Origin of the sequence: Rhizobium sullae, assembly GCF_025200715.1 — a bacterium.
Taxonomy (GTDB): domain Bacteria; phylum Pseudomonadota; class Alphaproteobacteria; order Rhizobiales; family Rhizobiaceae; genus Rhizobium; species Rhizobium sullae.
The window spans coordinates 1219465-1237940 of the sequence record NZ_CP104144.1 but is presented as its reverse complement, the minus strand read 5'-3'; the positions used below and the strand labels follow the sequence as shown (position 1 = coordinate 1237940).

Annotated in this window: 15 protein-coding genes and 1 pseudogene; 8 read left to right on the top strand and 8 right to left on the bottom strand. The window is 59.4% G+C overall.

Translation table 11 applies throughout. The features are described 5' to 3' along the window. Positions 1-13 precede the first annotated feature (13 nt). Genes N2599_RS26655 through N2599_RS26640 form a run of 4 tightly spaced genes read left to right on the top strand, consistent with a single transcriptional unit; the run spans position 14 to position 3622 of the window. Positions 14-853, top strand: coding sequence for an ABC transporter permease (locus N2599_RS26655; RefSeq protein WP_375714154.1), 840 nt, complete (start codon positions 14-16; stop codon positions 851-853). Next, positions 850-1665, top strand: coding sequence for an ABC transporter permease (locus tag N2599_RS26650; protein WP_027509679.1), 816 nt, complete (start codon positions 850-852; stop codon positions 1663-1665). Before N2599_RS26655 ends, N2599_RS26650 begins: the two co-directional genes overlap by 4 nt. 36 nt (positions 1666-1701) lie before the next feature. Further along, positions 1702-2781 (top strand): ABC transporter ATP-binding protein, encoded by a 1080-nt coding sequence (locus tag N2599_RS26645; RefSeq protein ID WP_027509680.1) that lies wholly within the window; start codon positions 1702-1704, stop codon positions 2779-2781. Next, positions 2774-3622, top strand: coding sequence for a glycerophosphodiester phosphodiesterase (locus N2599_RS26640; protein ID WP_027509681.1), 849 nt, complete (start codon positions 2774-2776; stop codon positions 3620-3622). The genes N2599_RS26645 and N2599_RS26640 overlap by 8 nt, the downstream gene beginning before the upstream one ends. A 7-nt stretch (positions 3623-3629) precedes the next feature. On the opposite strand, the gene N2599_RS26635 is transcribed toward N2599_RS26640, so the two are convergent. From N2599_RS26635 to N2599_RS26625, 3 genes are all read right to left on the bottom strand, one after another. After that, positions 3630-4454: an inositol monophosphatase family protein gene (locus N2599_RS26635; protein ID WP_027509682.1), complete on the bottom strand. Its 825-nt coding sequence runs from the start codon at positions 4452-4454 to the stop codon at positions 3630-3632. 181 nt (positions 4455-4635) lie between these two features. Continuing rightward, positions 4636-6624 carry a PhoX family protein gene (locus N2599_RS26630; protein ID WP_027509683.1) on the bottom strand — a complete coding sequence of 663 codons (1989 nt, stop codon included), beginning with the start codon at positions 6622-6624 and terminating at the stop codon, positions 4636-4638. 148 nt (positions 6625-6772) lie between these two features. After that, the gene (locus N2599_RS26625) at positions 6773-7048 is read right to left on the bottom strand and encodes a hypothetical protein (RefSeq protein ID WP_027509684.1); all 276 of its coding nucleotides are present in this window, start codon (positions 7046-7048) and stop codon (positions 6773-6775) included. A 409-nt stretch (positions 7049-7457) separates the two neighbouring features. Here N2599_RS26625 and N2599_RS26620 point away from each other — a divergent pair, with 409 nt between their 5' ends. From N2599_RS26620 to N2599_RS26605, 4 genes are all read left to right on the top strand, one after another. Continuing rightward, complete coding sequence (locus tag N2599_RS26620; RefSeq protein WP_027509686.1) at positions 7458-9200, top strand: type I secretion system permease/ATPase; 1743 nt, start codon at positions 7458-7460, stop codon at positions 9198-9200. Beyond that, a complete protein-coding gene (locus tag N2599_RS26615) occupies positions 9197-10507 on the top strand; it encodes an HlyD family type I secretion periplasmic adaptor subunit (RefSeq protein ID WP_027509687.1) in 1311 nt (436 codons plus the stop codon). The genes N2599_RS26620 and N2599_RS26615 overlap by 4 nt, the downstream gene beginning before the upstream one ends. Positions 10508-10720: 213 nt before the next feature. Continuing rightward, positions 10721-12154, top strand: a complete 1434-nt coding sequence (eglC, locus tag N2599_RS26610) for an endo-1,3-1,4-beta-glycanase EglC (RefSeq protein ID WP_027509688.1) — start codon at positions 10721-10723, stop codon at positions 12152-12154. 227 nt (positions 12155-12381) lie between these two features. Next, entirely contained in the window at positions 12382-13278 is an 897-nt protein-coding gene (locus N2599_RS26605; RefSeq protein ID WP_051336542.1) for a glycoside hydrolase family 25 protein, read from the top strand. 23 nt (positions 13279-13301) lie between these two features. Here N2599_RS26605 and atzF read toward each other — a convergent pair. The 5 genes and pseudogenes from atzF to biuH form a co-directional block, all read right to left on the bottom strand. After that, positions 13302-15160 (bottom strand): annotated as a pseudogene (gene atzF, locus N2599_RS26600) (allophanate hydrolase). 2 nt (positions 15161-15162) lie between these two features. Next, complete coding sequence (locus N2599_RS26595; RefSeq protein ID WP_027509690.1) at positions 15163-15507, bottom strand: cupin domain-containing protein; 345 nt, start codon at positions 15505-15507, stop codon at positions 15163-15165. Then, positions 15500-16165, bottom strand: a complete 666-nt coding sequence (locus N2599_RS26590; protein ID WP_027509691.1) for a cysteine hydrolase family protein — start codon at positions 16163-16165, stop codon at positions 15500-15502. Before N2599_RS26590 ends, N2599_RS26595 begins: the two co-directional genes overlap by 8 nt. Continuing rightward, positions 16165-17715 carry an ABC transporter ATP-binding protein gene (locus tag N2599_RS26585; protein WP_027509692.1) on the bottom strand — a complete coding sequence of 517 codons (1551 nt, stop codon included), beginning with the start codon at positions 17713-17715 and terminating at the stop codon, positions 16165-16167. The genes N2599_RS26590 and N2599_RS26585 overlap by 1 nt, the downstream gene beginning before the upstream one ends. Before the next feature lie 51 nt (positions 17716-17766). Continuing rightward, positions 17767-18468, bottom strand: coding sequence for a biuret amidohydrolase (biuH, locus tag N2599_RS26580; protein ID WP_027509693.1), 702 nt, complete (start codon positions 18466-18468; stop codon positions 17767-17769). Positions 18469-18476: the final 8 nt, after the last annotated feature.

The window sequence follows — 18476 nt, the reverse complement described above, 5'->3', positions numbered from 1 at the left end:
CGCGCCAGTCAGCATGAATGCTTCGACGGGGCTTCTTCTGGTCGCCCTGCCGGTTCTTCTGCTCAGCTGGCTGATCGTCTATCCGATCATCGCCGCAGTCATCGGCACGATCTTCGTACGCCAACCGGATGGTGCTACGGCATTTTCGCTCGCCTCCTACCGCTTTTTCTTCAGCGATGCCTATAGCCTGACCAATCTCTGGCTCACGCTCTGGACGACGGTGGTTTGCGGCTTGCTGCTTCTCGTCACAGGCTTGCCGATCGCCCTCTATCTGCGCTTTTCGCAAGGACGCTTACCAGCCTATGTCCAAGGTCTCGCGATCTTTCCGATGTTCGTCCCGTCGATCATCCTTTCTTACGCGCTCATCCGCACCATAGGTCCGAACGGCACTGTTGACATTCTGCTCAACGCTGTCGGGCTTCCGAAGCTGCCTTCTCCCTATCTCACGCCCTGGGGGCCGGTGATCGGTCTGGTCTGGGACAATCTTCCCCTGACGGTACTGATGCTGACGGCCGGGTTGGGCAACATTGCAAAAAGCTCGATTGAAGCCGCTCGAGATGTCGGCGCCTCGCCGCTGCGGGTCTTCGTTTCGATCATCATGCCGCGCATGGGCAATTCGTTGCTCGTGACGGCCTCGTTCGCGGTGCTTGGCATCTTTTCGTCCTTCACGCTGCCCTATGTGCTTGGCCCTGCTTCGCCGGAGATGATGGGTCCCTTCATGCAGCGTACCTTCTCCGACCTCAACGATCCGCTGAATGCGCTGACACAAGCCGTCATCACCTTCGGTTTCTGCCTGTTCTTCGGGATCTTCTATGTTCGCTCGATCGCAAAAAACCGGGAGGCCGGCCGATGAGCCTTGGTGCGGCAAGGATCGATTGGACAGGCATCTTGTTTGCGGCGCTGTTGACGCTGTTCATCGCGCTTCCGCTGATCGTCGTCGGCACCTGGGCCTTCACGGAAGTCTGGCGTTATCCCTCCGTTATCCCGCAGCAGTTCGGGCTGCGCTTCTGGTCGCAGACGCTGTCGCGCAGCGACGTCTGGGAATCGCTTTTTCTTAGCCTGCGGCTGACGGCGACGGTGACGCTGCTGTCGGCCGTGATCTGCCTTCCCGCGGCTTACGCCTTTGCGCGCCTGACCTTTCCCGGCAAAAACATCCTTTTTCTATCCTTTCTCGCGTCGCACGCCTTCCCGAAGTTCGGACTGCTTGTCGCGATCGCCGGAATTTTTCTGCAGCTCGGCCTGATCAGCACCTTCTGGGGCGTCGTCCTGATCCAGCTCGTCGGCACGCTGATGCTGATGATCTGGATCCCCGTCGCGGCATTTCAGAATGTCGACCGGCGCATGGAGGAAGCGGCGCAGGATGCAGGGGCAACCCCGCTGCGGGTATTCTGGTCGATCACCCTTCCGCAGGCCGCACCGACAATCGTGGCCGCGCTTTTGCTCACCTTCGTCGGTACCTTCTACGAAACGGAGGGCGCGTGGCTGATCGGCGCGCCGGAGATCCGCACGATGCCAGTGCTGATGATCACTTTCATTAACAACCAGATCGTCGTGCAGTATGGCGCGGTCCTTTCGGTCATGTTGTGGGTGCCATCCTTCATCGCGCTGATGTTTGCCCGCCGCGTCGTCGGAACAGGCGCCTTTGCCCGCGGTTTCGGCGCGTGACGCGCAGATCGGGTACGACCCGAAGAAAGGCTTGAGATGGCACGCTTGACGATCAAAGGGGTTTCGAAGACCTTCGGCGCTTCATTCGCGGTGCGCGATTTCTCGCTCGACGTCGATGATGGCGAGCTCGTCTGCCTGCTTGGACCATCCGGTTCCGGCAAGTCGACGCTCCTTCGCATGATCGGCGGCTTCGAGCGACCAAGCGCGGGTTCTATTCTTGTCGACGCCAAGGATATCACGGCGCTTCCGCCGGAAAAACGTCCTACCGGCATGGTGTTTCAAAGCCATGCCCTCTGGACGCATATGGACGTCTTCAACAACATCGCCTTCGGGTTGAAGATTCGCAGGATGCCGAAATCCGAGATCAAGGAGCGCGTCGAAAACGCGCTCGCGCTTGTCGGCCTTTCGAACTATGGAAACCGGATGACGACGCAGCTTTCGGGCGGGCAGCAACAGCGTGTGGCGCTGGCGCGCTCCCTCGTGCTCGAGCCGAAGATCCTGCTGCTCGACGAGCCCTTTGCCAGTCTCGACCAGCATTTGCGCGAGCGTCTGCGGGAGGAGGTTCGCGACATCCAGCAGCGCCTCGGTATCACGACGCTGTTTGTCACTCATGGGCAGGACGAGGCGCTCGCCCTTGCCGACCGGATCGTCGTCATGCGCGACGGCGGCACGGACCAGATCGCGCCACCGGACGTAATCTACCGCGAACCGAAAACCGAATTCGTGGCAGGTTTCATCGGCTCCATGAATTTTGTTCGCGCAAACATCCGCAACGGGATCAGCGAGCATCCAGACTTCCCGCTTGCCGTCCCTGTCGAGGACGGCGACGCCGTGCTTGCCTTCCGTCCGGAAGCGCTCGTGCTCAGTCCCTCCAAAACGCCAAACACTGCCATTGTCCATCGCAGCATCGATTTCGGCACGCACAGGATCGTAGACATCGACCTTGCGGACGGAGCGCGGTTGAAGGCAATGACGCCGCCGGATGTCGATTGGACAAGGGGTTCCCTTGTCGAACCGACAGCCACCGCCTATTTCGCCTTTCGCGACAACAAGCTCATCCATCAATCGGCAGCTTCCGGCGAGCTGCAAACCAATCGGGTGTTCGGCCATGTCTGACCGCAGGGGAATCGCCATCGAGAGGGAAGGGCACCGGACCTGGCTGAAATGGCACCGTGGCCATCGCTTTGCCGGTGATATCTCATTCACGCGCCGGCGGATCGCAGAAGGCATGCTGCTCGGCGCCAGCGTCGAGATCGATCTGGTTCGTTTTCGCGGTGAAGGTTTCGCGGTTCTTCACGATGAAACGCTCGATCGCGCAACGACGGGCACGGGCCGTGTCCTCGATGCATCGGAGGAGTATCTGCGCGGCTTGCAGCTGCGCGATCAGGCCGGTCTGCTGACGGATCACCCGGTGATGCTGATCGGCGACCTCGGACAGCTTCTTCTCGCGGGCGGATGCCACGAGAACGCCGTTCTGCAGCTGGATCTCAAGGAGGAGTCGGCTAGCATCCGCGATGTGGATATCACCGCCTTTACCTCGGCGATGTTGTCGGTGGCACGGTCGGTCATCTTGTCGGGCGGTGACGCTAGAGCCGTCGAACGGCTTTCCCGTGCGGTTCCCGACATGCTTGTTGGCTATGATCCCTGTTACGACGGAGCCATTGAGCGCTTGATGGAAAGCCGCGATTTCGGGGGTTTCGTGGAAACGGCGCTGGCGGCATCGCCGCGCGCGAAAATGATCTATCTGGACCACGAGCTGGTGCTCTTCGCCGACGCTGCAGGTTATGATCTCATTGGCGCCTTCCACCGTATCGGCCGCCGCGTCGATACCTATACCATCACGGCAGCCGTCCCCGAGGTTTTGCCAAAGATTCTACGGCTCCTTGCGCTGAAAGCGGATCAGATCACCACCGACGATCCGGTCGGGCTGGAAGCGCTTCTGCTCAAGCACCTGTAAGTCGAGATCAGTTGAAGCCCTGGACAAGCCACGGATGGATCGCCCTGTTTGCGGCGAGGATGTCGCCGTTTGCCGTAACCGGCCTGCCGGAAAAGGCCGAAACCTGTCCGCCTGCCTCTTCGACCAGAAGGGCCGACGCGCCATAATCATGCAGCGACAGGCCGTCTTCGAAGAAGCCGTCCAGCCGTCCGCAAGCCACATAGGCAATCGAAAGTGCTGCCGAGCCGAGCCGGCGTACACCTGCCGTATTGGCCATCAGCCGTTTGAGCGCGTTGAAATAAATATCCTCGGTGACGGCTTTCACTTGTCCCGGAACGGGCAGTCCGGCCCCGATGAGGACATTTTCGATTTCCGCGTTCTCGATGCAGCGGATCGATTCGCCGTTCAGATAAGCGCCACCCCCGGCCTCGGCACTGAACAATTCATCCTGCATCGCATCATAGACGATACCAGCCACGATGCGGCCGCCCTCGGCGATCGAGATCGTCATGCCGAAATGCGGAATTCCCCAGGCGAAGTTTGTCGTGCCGTCTATTGGGTCGATGTAGATGGTCGGTATGCCTGCGTCGGCATCACGATTGCCGACGGCTTCCTCCCCCCTGATCGCGTACGTAGGAAAGGCTTTCGTCACTTCATCGACGATGATCCGTTCGACGGCCACATCGATTTCCGTCTGATAGTCATGTGGTGCCTTCGATACGATCTCGCTCACCAGTCGCCGCCTCAGCGACTTGCGGGCGGTTTCTCCCGCTTTCAGCGCCGTTTTCGCGAGGAGCTCAAGGCGTGGCGAGGCCGCCGGTGACAAGCGGGTGGAAACTGAGGAGGATGTCATGAAGAGAATTCTTATGAATCGGATGGCGGATTTCGTTTGCCTCGAAGCTTTCGCAGAGGCGCATGAAGCTTTTGTGACGCGGAGAGGGCGCACATCCAGACGGGATGGTGTTCGTGCGAATAAAGGTAGCCGAGACGACGTGCTCGTCCCGGCTACCAAAAGCTCTGTCAAAAGCGCCGAATCAGACGCCGATCTTGCCGCCGCCGATCTTGGTGATGGCAAGTACGGACGGGCGCACCGGCATGTCGTCCTTGAAATCCGGCCAACGGGTGGAAAGATCCTCGTAATAAGACGGACGCCCGTGGCCAGCCCAGTCATCACCGCCATCGCCGGGATGCTGCACAGCGACGAAAGCCGTTTCGTCATCCGGGGCGAAGAGCGGGCCACAGAGCTCGGCGCCGACCGGGACGCGGAAGAAGAGGCGCGAGGTGGCGCGGGCGTCACCCTCAGTGTCGACTGCCCACAGGCCGTCAGTGCGGCCGGTGGCCTTGTTGCTGTTGCCGTCCGTTGAGACCCAAAGACGGCCGGCCGAATCGACTGCACAGTTATCCGGCATGCCGAACCAGCCGTTCTTCGAGGTTTCGGTCGAGAAAGTCGCGCCGACTTCGGCAACCGTAGGATCGCCGCACTTCAAGAGCACTTCCCATTTGCCTGAAGTCGCAGCGAAATCGCCACCTTCCTCCGTGATCTCGATGATGTGGCCGAAGGCATTTTCGGCGCGCGGGTTGGCGGCATCCACCTGATCGGCCTTGCGCTTGCTGTTGTTGGTCAGCATGACATAGACCTTGCCATTAACGGCATTCGGCTCGATGTCTTCCGGCCGATCCATTTTCGTTGCACCGAGCATGTCGGCGGCGCGGCGCGTTTCGATGAGGACGTCAGCCTGGCTGGCAAAGCCGTTTTCGGCCGTCAGCGGCCCCTGGCCGAAAACGAGCGGCAGCCACTGGAAGGTTCCGTCTTCTGCGAATTTCGCCACATAAAGCGTGCCCTCATCGAGGAGATCAAGATTGGCAGCACGATCGGTCGCATTGAGCGTTCCCGAAGTCACGAACTTGTAGACGTAGTCGAAGCGTTCGTCGTCGCCGAGATAGAAAACCACGCGGCCATCCTTGCTGACGATCGATGCGGCACCCTCATGCTTGGTGCGGCCAAGAGCAGTGCGCTTCTTCGGAGTTGCAGTCGGATCCATGACGTCGACTTCGACGATCCATCCGAAGCGGTTCGGCTCGTTCGGTTCCTTGGAGAGGTCGAAGCGGTCGTAATAATTGCCCCACTCGTAGCTCCCCTCCGGCACGCCATAGCGCTTGTAATTGGCAGCTTCCTTATGGCCTTCCGGCAGATCGCCGGAGAAATAGCCGTGGAAATTCTCTTCCGCCATGATGTAAGTGCCCCAAGGGGTCACGCCGCCGGCACAGTTGTTGAGCGTGCCGATGACACGTGTGCCCGTCGTATCCGCCGAAGTCTTGACGCGATCATGACCGGCGACCGGGCCGGTAAGCTGCATTTCCGTGGTGGATGTGATGCGGCGGTTGTGGATGCCTTCCGGAACGACCTGCCACTTTCCGTCGACCTTGCGGATCTCGACGATCGTACCGCCATGCGCGGCCATTTCGACGTCGACCTGTTCCTTGCTGAGCTTGTCCTGGGAGATCTTCCCATCGACGATCTTGACGATGCCGGGGAACATCAGGTGCGGGTTGGTATATTCGTGGTTTACGACAAGCAGCCCATGTGTCGAAGAGCCTTCGAGCGGGATGAAACCGACATAGTCGTTATTGTAGCCGAATTGGCGGCGCTGGGCTTCTGCGGTCTGCTTGGCCGGATCGAAGGCCGGCGAGTCTGGGAACAGCGCGTCGCCCCAACGCAGGAGAACGTCGGCGTTGTAACCTTCGGCGACGTGATGGTTGGCATCGACGCCTGCCTCGACTTCCGGGAAGGAGAAGGCCGAAGCGCCGTTCGCACGCGCCTTTTCCGCCGTCATCAAGGCGACCGGGCTGACGGTCGCGGTAATGGCGGCAACAGCAAGCGAACCCTGGAGGAAATTACGGCGCGAAAAACGTTTGCTGATGATCTCGCCCATCGTCGGATTGGCACTTGAATTGTGGCCTTCGCCATCCGCGTCTTCAAGTTGCGTCGTGGGGAATATCTTTTGAGAAAGATGTTCGTTCATGGGATGCCTCCAAAGTTGAGAATTGGCCCCTAGTTTTGGAGCCATTCTAAACTTAGGGCTGCCACATTACGGAAATGCGACAAACTGCCTTTTCGGCACCTTCGGGTCGGGTATTCTTATCGAGGCGGCGAGTGGAGCACTCTGGGCGCTAATGCCGCGTCATCTTATGCCAGTTTTGGATATCCTTCGCCGTGATCCAGATTCGGCCATCGAAGGCGATCTCGCCATGATCGAATTTCCGGCTCGCGATGTGTTCAAGCACGCTGAGATCCTGCGGCAGCCACCGCGCGTCAGGCGCGGCCTGAACATTTGCAAGCGCGTCTTTCGTGACACATACGGCTTGATGCGTGTCGTCGGCCTTCATGACGATAATCGCATCATTGCCGATCAGGTTGAACGTATCTGGTAGAGCGATCAGTTGCATTGCAACCTCCTTGGAGAAGATGTCCAGTCCAAGAGCGGCAGGCACGAATCTATGAGACTCAGCACGCCGCATGCTGCTTTGTTATCGCCGAAAAGCGGCCAGCCATCGATAGGCCGATAAGGTTAATGAAAAGTTACCGGCCGCAACCTTACACCGACATCGAGATAGTGGGCGAGAACTTCATCCGCAAGGCGAGCTGCATGTGTGCAATCGATCTCGTTACTGCACAGCGGGGCTTCACCTGCGTCCGACATAAAGCGGTCCTTAATTTAGACCGAAAGAAATTTTTTAAGGGGGTCACGTCGGCCACATGGGATGCTAACAATGGCCTCAAGCTGAAGAACGCAATATTGAATATCCGTACGAAGACGGCTTCCGCTTCGTCGATGATGTAACCGCGGAGCGCTGCATGGCGAATGAAAAATCCAGCCCACCACAGGCTTTCCTTGTGGCGGCGCTTTTTTCCCTCAAGCGCGCTTTCCTCGGTGTCGGAGCGACAAGCTGCATCGTCAACATACTGGCGCTCACCGGCTCTTTCTTCATGCTGCAAGTCTATGATCGGGTGATCCCGGGCCGAAGCCTGCCGACGCTTGCTGGGCTTGCGATCATTGCGGCGACCCTCTTCATCTTCCAGGGACTGCTCGATTTTATCCGGTCGATGCTTTTGATGCGCGCCGGAGCCGCCGTCGACGAACGTCTGGGAGGCGATATCTTCAGCTCCCTCATCCTGTTGCCCTCGCGGATGCGAATGCCGGGCGACGGTCTGCAGTCGATCCGCGATCTCGACACCGTGCGAGGCTTCCTCTCAGGTCCCGGGCCTACGGCATTGTTCGACATGCCATGGATGCTTTTCTACATCGGCCTGTGCTTTCTCTTTCACTTCTGGATCGGCGTCACGGCACTTGGGGGGGCCGTTCTTTTGATAGGCCTCGCGGCGCTTGCCGAATACAAATCCCGCGGGCCCGCAAAGGTTGCCGCGGAGCTGGCGGCGCGGCGGCTGAACCTTGCCGAAGCGACACGGCGGAACTCCGAGGCCGTGCTGGCTATGGGATTCGGCTCGCTGCTGGCCGCCAAATGGACGGAGGTCAACAACCGGTATCTTGCGAATCATATCTCGGCGACAACGCTCACCACCAGTCTGACAGCGATCTCGAAAGTCCTTCGGATGATGCTGCAATCCGGCGTTCTGGCGGTTGGCGCTGTCCTCGTCGTCAGGCAAGAGGCGACGCCCGGCATCATGATTGCAAGCTCCATCCTCGTCAGCAGGGCACTCGCGCCAGTTGAGCTTGCAATCGGACAATGGAAAGGCTTTGTCGCCGCCCGGCAAAGCTGGAGCAGGCTGACGAAGCATCTGGATCTGCTGCCAGCCGACAAACGGCATGTCGACCTGCCGGCACCCACCGCAAGTCTTGCCGTGGAAGCGCTTCACCTTGCAGTCCCCGGTACCCGCACGATGGTCCTGCGGGGAATCTCGTTCAAGGCGGAGGCCGGGGATGCCGTCGGCATCATCGGACCGAGCGCATCGGGGAAGTCGTCGCTTGCCCGCGGACTTGTCGGCCTCTGGAAACCTATGGGCGGCGCGGTACGTCTCGATAAGGCATCGCTTGATCAGTGGGACCCGTCATCGCTCGGCCGGTCGATCGGCTATCTACCGCAGGAGGTGTCGCTTTTCGACGGCTCCATCGCCGAGAATGTCGCCCGTTTTGACAGAAATGCCCCATCCGAGAAGATCATCGCCGCGGCAAGGGCTGCGGGCGTCTACGAGATGATCGTGCAGTTCCCCGACGGCTTCGATACACAGATCGGCGAAAACGGTTCGATGCTCTCTGCCGGACAGCGCCAGCGCATCGGCCTGGCGCGCGCGCTTTACGGCGATCCTTTCCTCGTGGTTCTCGATGAGCCGAATTCGAACCTCGACAGCGACGGCGAGGCAGCGCTTGCCCAGGCGATCGCCGACATCCGGGCGCGCAAGGGCATTGCCATTGTCATTGCTCACCGGCCAAGTGCTTTGGCCGCCGCCAATCTCGTTCTCGTGCTCGCAAACGGCCAGCTTCAGGCCTTCGGGCCGAAAGACGACGTTCTGAAAAAGGCAACAGTTTCGACGGCTCCGCGCAGCAACACGCTGACCGTCATCGCGGGAGGTGACAGTTGACCGGCAAGCCAGCTCCGATATCCGAAGCCGCGATCAGCCGCCTCACGACGATCGCACTCGCGCTTGTCGTGCTTCTGGTTGGCGTGGTCGGCGGCCTCGGAGCCACGACCTATCTTTCCGGCGCGGTGATTGCGAGTGGCACGCTCGTCGTCGACAGCTATGTCAAACCCGTTCAGCATCAAAAGGGAGGCACTGTCGGGAAAATCTTCGTCAAAAACGGCGGGCTTGTGGAGGCTGGGCAGATCCTGGTGCATCTAGACGACACGCAATTGCGGGCAAACAGCGCGATCATCTCCCGGCGTTTGAACGAACTGTCCGCCGCAGCCGCCAGGCTGGGCGCCGAACGGGATGGCGCTGAGGAGATCGCCTTTCCCGATAGCCTGCTGGAGCAGGGTAGCGACGCCGAGGAGGGTGGCATCATCAACGGCGAACGGCGATTGTTCGAAGATCGGCGGACATCGCGCGCCAGCAGGAAGGCTCAATTGCACGAGCGCATCCAGCAATTGCGGCAGCAAGTGGAGGGGCTTCTCGCACAGCAGGCCGGCAAGAAGGCGGAGATGGCACTCATCGACAAAGAGCTTGCGAGCGTCAGGCGTCTGTTCGACCAGGGTATCGTCCCGGTCAACCGCCTCTATGCGCTTGAACGTGAATCGGCGCGCTTGAAGGGTGAACTCGGCAGTCTCGTCGCAAGCCTTGCCGAAACGAACGGCAAGGTGACCGAGACGGAGTTGCAGATCATTCAGGTCGATGACGATCATCGCAGTGAGGTATCGGACGAACTGCGCAAGACGCAGAGCGACATCGGTGAATTCTCCGAGCGATTGGTTGCGGCGAAAGACGAGCTGCAGCGTGTCGACATCCGGGCGCCTCAGGCGGGTATCGTCCATCAGCTTTCGGTCCATGCCGCCGGCGCCGTTGTTCCGCCTGGCGAGCCGATCCTGCAGATCGTGCCCGCCCGCGACAGGCTGACACCGGAAGTCCGTGTTTTGCCCCAGGACATCGATCAGGTGTCCGTCGGCCAGCAAGTCACTCTGCGGCTTTCCGCCTTCAACCAAAGAAACACGCCCGAGATCAATGGCGTTGTGCAGCAGGTTGCTGCTGACCTGACGACCGATCGGCAGACGGGCACGGCATACTACACAGTCCGGATTTCTGTTCCTGAGAACGAATGGAAACGATTGGGTGATCTGATTCCGGTCCCCGGCATGCCGGTGGAAGCTTTCGTGCAAACGGGCGCACGAACCGCTCTCGCCTATCTGACGAAGCCGCTGACCGATCAAGTGGCTCGTGCTTTCAAGGAGGATTGAGTGATTGGGCGCGCGAATATTCGCCGTCTCACAATGGATCAACATGATCCGAACGCCAGATGATGGCACAGCAGCGAGCGCGCGGCCGTGTTTCCATTAGGTCTGTTGCAGGCTTTCCGTGGAGGCTGACGCTCAAAACCAAATCGACAAGTGTCAAAACCGCCTAAATCGTCGTCTATTGATCACAAGGCAGAAAACGAAGGAGAATTATATATGGCAAGCTCGGTTACGAACGCCGTTGGTAAATCACTCTTTTATAGCGGTGCATCGAGCGCCTGGTTCTCGGCCAAAGGTTCAGGCTCCGTGCTGAACGGCACGAGCGGCAATGATTCGATCTGGGGCGACAGCTCCGTAAACGTTACCATGCAGGGTGGAACGGGCGACGATATCTACTATCTCTATTCCAGCATCAATCGCGCCGTCGAGGCCCCGAACGCCGGGGTCGATACGATCAGCACCTGGATGAGCTATACGCTCCCTGCGAACTTCGAAAATCTGACCGTGACCGGCAGTGGCCGCTACGCCTTTGGCAATGCTGTGGATAATATCATCACCGGCGGGTCCGGCAGCCAGACGATAGATGGTCGTGGGGGAAATGACGTCCTCATTGGCGCCGGCGGTGCTGATACCTTCATCCTCACGCGCGGCAATGGCAGCGACCTTATCGTCGATTTCAGCACCGACGATACTGTCCGATTGAACGGCTACGGACTTTCGACCTTCGATCAGGTCGTGAGCCACTTGACGCAGGAGGGGTCCAACCTCCGGCTCGATCTTGGCGGCGGAGAAAGCCTGGTCTTTGCGAACAAGACGGTTGCCGACCTTGATGCCGATCAATTCCAGCTGACGCTCGACCGGTCCGCACTCACACCCACATTTGCGGACGAATTCAACAGCCTGTCGCTGCGCAATGGCGACCAGGGCGTTTGGGATGCCAAATTCTGGTGGGCGCCGGAGAAGGGCAGCACTCTCTCCGCCAATGGGGAGCTCCAGTGGTATATCAACCCGTCCTATTCTGCGACCTCGGCCGTCAATCCCTTCTCTGTCAACAACGGGGTGCTGACCATTACGGCGGCGCCGGCCTCTGCAGCGATCCAATCGCAGATAGATGGTTACGATTATACATCGGGGCTCCTGAACACGCATTCCTCTTTCGCCCAGACCTACGGTTACTTCGAAGTTCGCGCCGACATGCCGGCCGAACAGGGCGCCTGGCCGGCCTTCTGGCTCCTTCCTGCGGACGGATCGTGGCCACCCGAACTCGATGTCGTCGAGATGCGGGGGCAGGACCCGAACACCGTCAACGTGACGGTCCACAGCAACGAAACCGGCTCGCGCACATCGGAGTTGACGCCGGTCAAGGTCCCGAGCACCGACGGTTTTCACACCTATGGCGTCTTGTGGGACGAAGATCAGATCGTCTGGTATTTCGATGACGTCGCCGTTGCGCATGCCGATACGCCGGCCGACATGCACGACCCGATGTACATGCTGGTCAACCTGGCCGTGGGCGGTACCGCCGGAACTCCGGGAGCCAGCTTTAGCGACGGCGCTGAGATGAAGATAGACTACATCCATGCCTATTCGCTCGATGACGCTCCTGCCACTGCCAGCGCCCAGTCTGCGACAACGGACTGGCACATTTGAACGAAGGAGACTGAAGCGTGAGGTGAAAACTGAAATGTTTTCACGAACGCGGCAGGAATACATCGTGCTCCTGAGCGCCACGGAGGTGGCGCTCAACCAGCAGCCCAATGCGGGGCACTAAGAAGATTTTATTCTTAATATATTATAAACTTAGGATATTCTACTTTGGATCGATGAAGGGGCTCCGAACATCGATTCTCTCCTGCCTTAGTCTGCTTGCTTTCATCATGGATGCAGCAGCCCTGCGTGCGGCAGACGTGTCACCGTGGAAAAGCTCGAACAATGCGCTGGTTGTCGACGCCTACGAAATGAATGCGATCGATTGGCAGGCGCTGCTCAAGGACGAGCGCATCGCGGCCTTTATCTCCAAGGCATCCGATGGCTTGCCCGAGAGCTTCAGCTGCGACGGAGAGCACCGTGGGGACACCTTTGCGCATTGCAAGACCATGTGGCGGAAATACGCGGTAAGCCGCGAACTCTATACGAGCCGCCGGATGATTGCCCGCCAAAACGGCCTGCTGTGGGGCGCCTACCATGTCGCTCGTCCGGGCAACCCCATCGACCAGGCCAATCACTTTCTCGACTACGCGACGCCTGATGCGAACGATCTGATGATCCTCGACATCGAGGGGATCGATGCCAACCAGTTCATGTCGCTCGAGGATGCGCAGATATTTGTCGGCCATATCAGGGCGAGAACCGGACGCTATCCGATCCTTTATACCAACCATGACACTGCACGTTATATTGCCGCATATCGCCGGGACTACAGTGTGTTGGCGAGGCTGCCGCTGTGGTATGCGCGATACAAGCCGGACATCCGCAAGGTCTTTCCGCTTGGAAACTGGCAGAACTACTTTCTCTGGCAGTTTTCTTCCGCCAGCAATTGTTCAAAGCGGCGTTGTCCCTATCGTGTGCCGGGCACGCTTACCGACATCGACGTGAACGTCGCAGCGATGTCGAGGGAAGAGCTGAAGCGCGTCTGGCCGCAAGGGGGCCTGTTGCGCCCGACCGAACCTGATCCTCCGCTAATCCTTGCAAAGATCGAATTTGGCTCGGTTCGACTACAGGCGCAGAAACCGGACATGGTCGTAACGTCTTCAATTCAGCCACCCGACCGCTGAAGAACACCCGCCAAACGCATCTATCATGAGCTTGAGACGATTGTGCTTGCTGCGGATTTCGGCGCTGATGGATCCTGCAATATGCCCGCTGCCTGGCTTTGAATATAGGCGCGCCAGCCGCCATAGTTCGAAATGTTCTCGGCCTCCTTGAGCGCCGCTGGTTCGACCAGGAAGCCCTTGGCCGTCAAACCGTCCTCCAGCGCAATCGTACCGATCGTCAGGGGCGAGGGGATCTGCGCCACAAACGCGCCGAATGCGGCAGGCACCAAGTTCCAAATCTCAACGGAAATCTTTGACCCTTCGCCCGGTTCGACGCGGATGAGACCGGGTTTGGCAGGCGTTTGACCTATCAGAGCCAATAGCTCGTAGTCTGGCGATGTGCGGACTTCTCTTAGAAAGCGGGCACCAACGCCCGCAGTTCGCTGTTCAACGGCATTCCGCTCAGATGCGCCCCAACGACCACCAACTCAATGCCTTCGACCTTTGCGGTTTCATCAGCACCCTGTGGAGGCAGAGGTCGTCCGGTAGCGCCGAGCGTTGCTTCGCTTGCGATGTGAAGATCGCGAGCCAGCGAGGTTGTCACATGATCCCGGCCGGAAGGGGCGAGCAGCGTGACGCTCGCCGGAAGTCCATCCGTTCGGGTCCCTGTCGGAACGGCGATGCCGCACATGTCGAGCAGATTCACGAAATTCGTATAGGTACCGAGCCGGGAATTTTCACGAACGGGCTCGGCGTCGAGTTCGGCGGTCGTATAATGCCTCGGCGCGGTCGGCACGCAAATCACGTCGACCGACGCGACGATCGGTGCGATTTGCTTTTTCAGTGTCTGCACCGCATAAAAGCCGCCGAAGGCGTCGGCCGCCGACAAGCGCTTGGCATCGCCGTAGATCTTGCGCGTGACAGGGTGCAGCGACGCCTCATTTCTGTCGAAGAAATCCCTGATCGCGGCATAACGCTCAGCGACCCAAGCCCCCTCATAAAGCAGCTTGGCAACACGGTCGAAATCCTCAAAGGGGATTTCCACGAGATCGTGGCCGAGACTTCGCAGCGTATCGAGCGCTTGTGAATAGGACGCCTCCATCGCCGTGTCGCCAAAGAACTGGCGATCCTTGGGCCAGGGAACCCCGACGACCAGTTCGGGAGTTTAGTCAGCTCGGCTGCCCGGATCGGTTTCGAATAGGGATCGGCCGCGTCTTCGCGCGCAGCAACTCGAAACACTTTCCATGCGTCATCAACCGTCAAGGCGAAGATAGATACGCAATCGAGCGTCCGACAGGCTGGGATCACGCCAGTTGTGGATATCGCGCCCAGGCTGGGCTTCAATCCGACGATATTGTTAAGACCGGCGGGGATACGCCCCGATCCGGCCGTGTCGGTGCCAAGCGCGAAGCTGACGATGCCCTGAGCTGTGGCGACCGCCGACCCGGAGCTCGACCCTCCAGGCACAAGCTTGGGATCGAACGCATTCCTTGGTATAGCATAGGGTGTCCGCACGCCGACGAGGCCTGTGGCGAACTGATCGAGATTTGTTTTCCCGACGACGAGGGCGCCTGCGTTTGTCAGCAGCCTGACGACCGTCGCATCGCTCTCCGGCAAATATGAATAAGCGGGGCAGGCTGCCGTCGTCGGCATTCCGCCGACGTCGATATTATCCTTCACCGCGAAAGGAATTCCCCAGAGCGGTTTGGCGACCGGATCGAACTCGCCGAGAGCCGCCGCCTTCCTGCAGGAGCGCCGATCTGCTGGCGAGGTGCAGGAAGATGCCGGGATCGTTGACTTCGGCATGTCGAGCAAAAAACTGCTCTACGATCTCCATCGGACTGCCACCCGCAGCGTAAAACCGGCGAAGCGACGCGATGTCCAGGGGACGAAAATCTCTCATCCTTAGCCTTCCAGTATTGTTACGGGCCGATCCCACTGGATCAGAACAACGCACCCCGTATCGCTCCAGACAGAATGTTCGGTGCCCGCGGCATTCACGATGTAGGTGCCTTTAGCGTAATCGCCTGCTTCGTCCGACTGGGTTCCTTCAAGCACCAGGATGGTTTCCAGTCCCTCGTGGCGGTGGCGCGGAACGGAGGCGCCTGCTGCGTATTTCAAGAGGGCAACACCTGGCGAGTCACCGTCGAAAGGCTTGATCCAGTGAATCGTCACCCCGTCGCGAAAGACGTTGAAGGGCAAATCCTTCCACCCGCTGGAGGTTAACAGCTCGCGCGTTGTCTCAGGCACCGATCGCCTCCAATATGTCACCAACGTGCGCAGTCCAGCCGACGATCGCGCCTTGTGCACGGATCATGGCGATCGCGGCCTCCTTGAACTCCGGGAAATAGCTTTCGGTGGCTTCCTCCGCTAGCAGGCACTCGTAGCCTCTGTCATTCGCCTCTCGCATGGTGGTCTGAACGCAGACCTCCGTCGTCACACCGGCAAACACAAGCTGCCGGATGTCCTTCACCTTGAGTACTTTCCCGAGATCCGTGGCATAGAAGGCGCCTTTTCCCGGTTTTTCGATGACGACCTCGCCCTTAGTAGGAGCAAGCTCAGGCAGGATCGCGGTTCCCGGCTCGCCTGTGATCAAAATCCGTCCCATCGGCCCTTCGTCACCGATGCGAAGTTTCGGGCTACCGCGGTTGCGTTTCGCATCAGGAAGATCGGAAAGGTCCGGTTTGTGGCATTCCATCGTGTGGATGACAGGACGCCCGGCGCGCCGGAAGCCTTCGATCAATCGCTTCACATCCGGAATAATTCTGGTGATCCGGCTCACATCATTGCCGAGGCTCGCGCCAAAACCGCCCGGCTCCGCAAAATCGCGCTGCATGTCGATGACGATGAGCGCCAGATGATCTTTTTGCAGCGGGAATGCGAACGGCAACGCGCGGATCTGGTCCATCAGTGGTGCCCCGCCATATGCGCTCCGATCACCTCGATGTTCGCGCCGCGTGCGGGCGTTTCGTAGACGAGACGCCCCTCGGAAATGACCATGATGCGATCCGACAGTTCCAGGAGTTCGTCGAGGTCTTCCGAGAGAAGCAGGACCGCTGCCCCCGCGTTCCGTGCCTTGATGATGCGTGCGCGTATTTCTGAGACCGCGGCAAAATCGAGACCGAAACACGGGTTGGAGACGATCAGAAGGTCGACCTTTCCAGTGAGTTCGCGGGCAAGGACTGCGCGCTGCACATTGCCGCCGGACAGAGCTGCGATCGGCGACGAGGAGGACGCCGTCTTGACTTTGAAGTCGGCGATCAGATCGACGGCTTGCTTTCGCATCCGCCCCTTGTTCAGCCAGATGGCGTCCTTGCCGCCGTCCCCGAGATCGAAGGTGCGGAAGGCAAGGTTTTCGCTGACGGTCATGCGCGGTGCGCAGGCGTTCTGCAGCGGCTCCTCCGGGATAAAGCGAACTCTGTTCCTGCGCGTCTCGGCGCGTGTCGCGCCATAGGCTTCACCGTTGACCTCTATGGTGCCGGCGCTCACCAGCCGCTGTCCTGCCAATATCTCCGTCAGTTCCTTTTGACCGTTTCCCGAAATGCCGGCGACGCCGACGATCTCGCCGGATCGGATGCCAAGCTTGTCGATTTCGATGGTCTTGAGGCCGGAGCGATCGGAGGCCCTTACCTGCTCGACTTTCAGCACCGGCTTTGCGGTTTCGGCGACGGGGATGCGCATGTCCAGCGAGGCGAGCTTGACGTCGCCGATCATCAACGAGGCCATATCGGCGATGCTCAATTCCCCGACGTTCCCGCCTCCTACGAGCTTGCCGCGCCTAAGAATAGAGATGGCGTCAGCAAATTTCGTCACTTCGTGGAATTTGTGCGAAATCATCAAAACGCTGAGTTCGCCACGCTCGGTCATGCCACGCACAAGCCCCAGCATTTCATCGGCCTCTGCCGGCGTCAGCACCGATGTCGGCTCGTCGAGAATAAGGAATCCGCGCCCAAGATAGAGCTGTTTGACGATTTCCAGCTTCTGCTTCTCGCCCGCCGCCAGATGACTGACCGGGCGGTCGAGAGGGATCTTGAACGGCATCTTTTCCATGAATTTTGAGAGATCTGCACGCTCTTTCGCCCAGTTGATGACAGCAGGGACGTTCGGGCGATTGATCACCAGGTTTTCCGCGCCCGTGAGTGACGGCACCAGTGTGAAATGCTGATAGACCATGCCGAGGCCGTATGCCGCTGCATCCTTCGGCGAGGCGACCGCAACCTCTTTGCCACCAACCGACAGTGACCCGGACGTTTGATGATAAAAACCCATGATGCATTTGACGAGCGTGGATTTGCCGGCCCCGTTTTCGCCTAGGAGCGCGTGAAACGTGCCTGAAGGGATCTTCATGGAGACATTGTCGAGCGCGGTGAAGCCTCCGAAGCGCATGGTCATTCCATGCGTCTCGATCCCAACAGCTTTGCCTGCCTCGGGCAGCGGTGTATCGCGGACAGTGCTCATGAGGGCTTGCTTTCCTGTTTGCTGATGAGGACGGCATTTCCAGAAATGTGATCAGGGAAGGGCGGCGACCAGCGACTTGGAATCGGACACGGAACCGAAGACCCCGCCCTGCATTTTCACCATCTTGATCGCGGCGAGGTGATTGCCGTAGTCGGTAGCGCCGCAGCAATCCTGCAGAAGCAGGCATTCGAAGCCGCGATCGTTCGCCTCGCGCATCGTCGTATGCACGCAGACGTCGGTGGTGATCCCGGTCAGGATAATGTTCTCGATACGCTTCTGATTGAGGATCAGCTCCAGATCGGTGGCGCAGAAGGAGCCCTTGCCGGGCTTGTCGATGATCGTTTCGCCGTCGATCGGCTTCAGCTCGTCGATGATGTCCCAGCCGGGCTCGCCGCGCACGAGGATCCGGCCGCAGGGGCCGGGGTCGCCGATGCCGGCATTGATGCGCCGCGAACGCCAGCGCTTGTTTGCCGGAAGATCGGCGAGGTCCGGACGATGGCCTTCGCGGGTGTGGATGATGTGGTATCCCTTCGCACGCATGGCAGCGAGGACCTTTCTGATCGGTTCGATGGGCGCGCGGACCAGGGAAAGATCGTAGCCCATATGATCGACATATCCGCCTTCACCGCAGAAATCCGTCTGCATGTCGATGATGATGAGCGCGGTATTGTCCGGCCTCAAGTCTCCGTTATAGGGCCAGGGGTATGGGTCCGCCGTGACATATGTGCCTTCTGTCTCCACCATCGCGTCCATTCCACCCA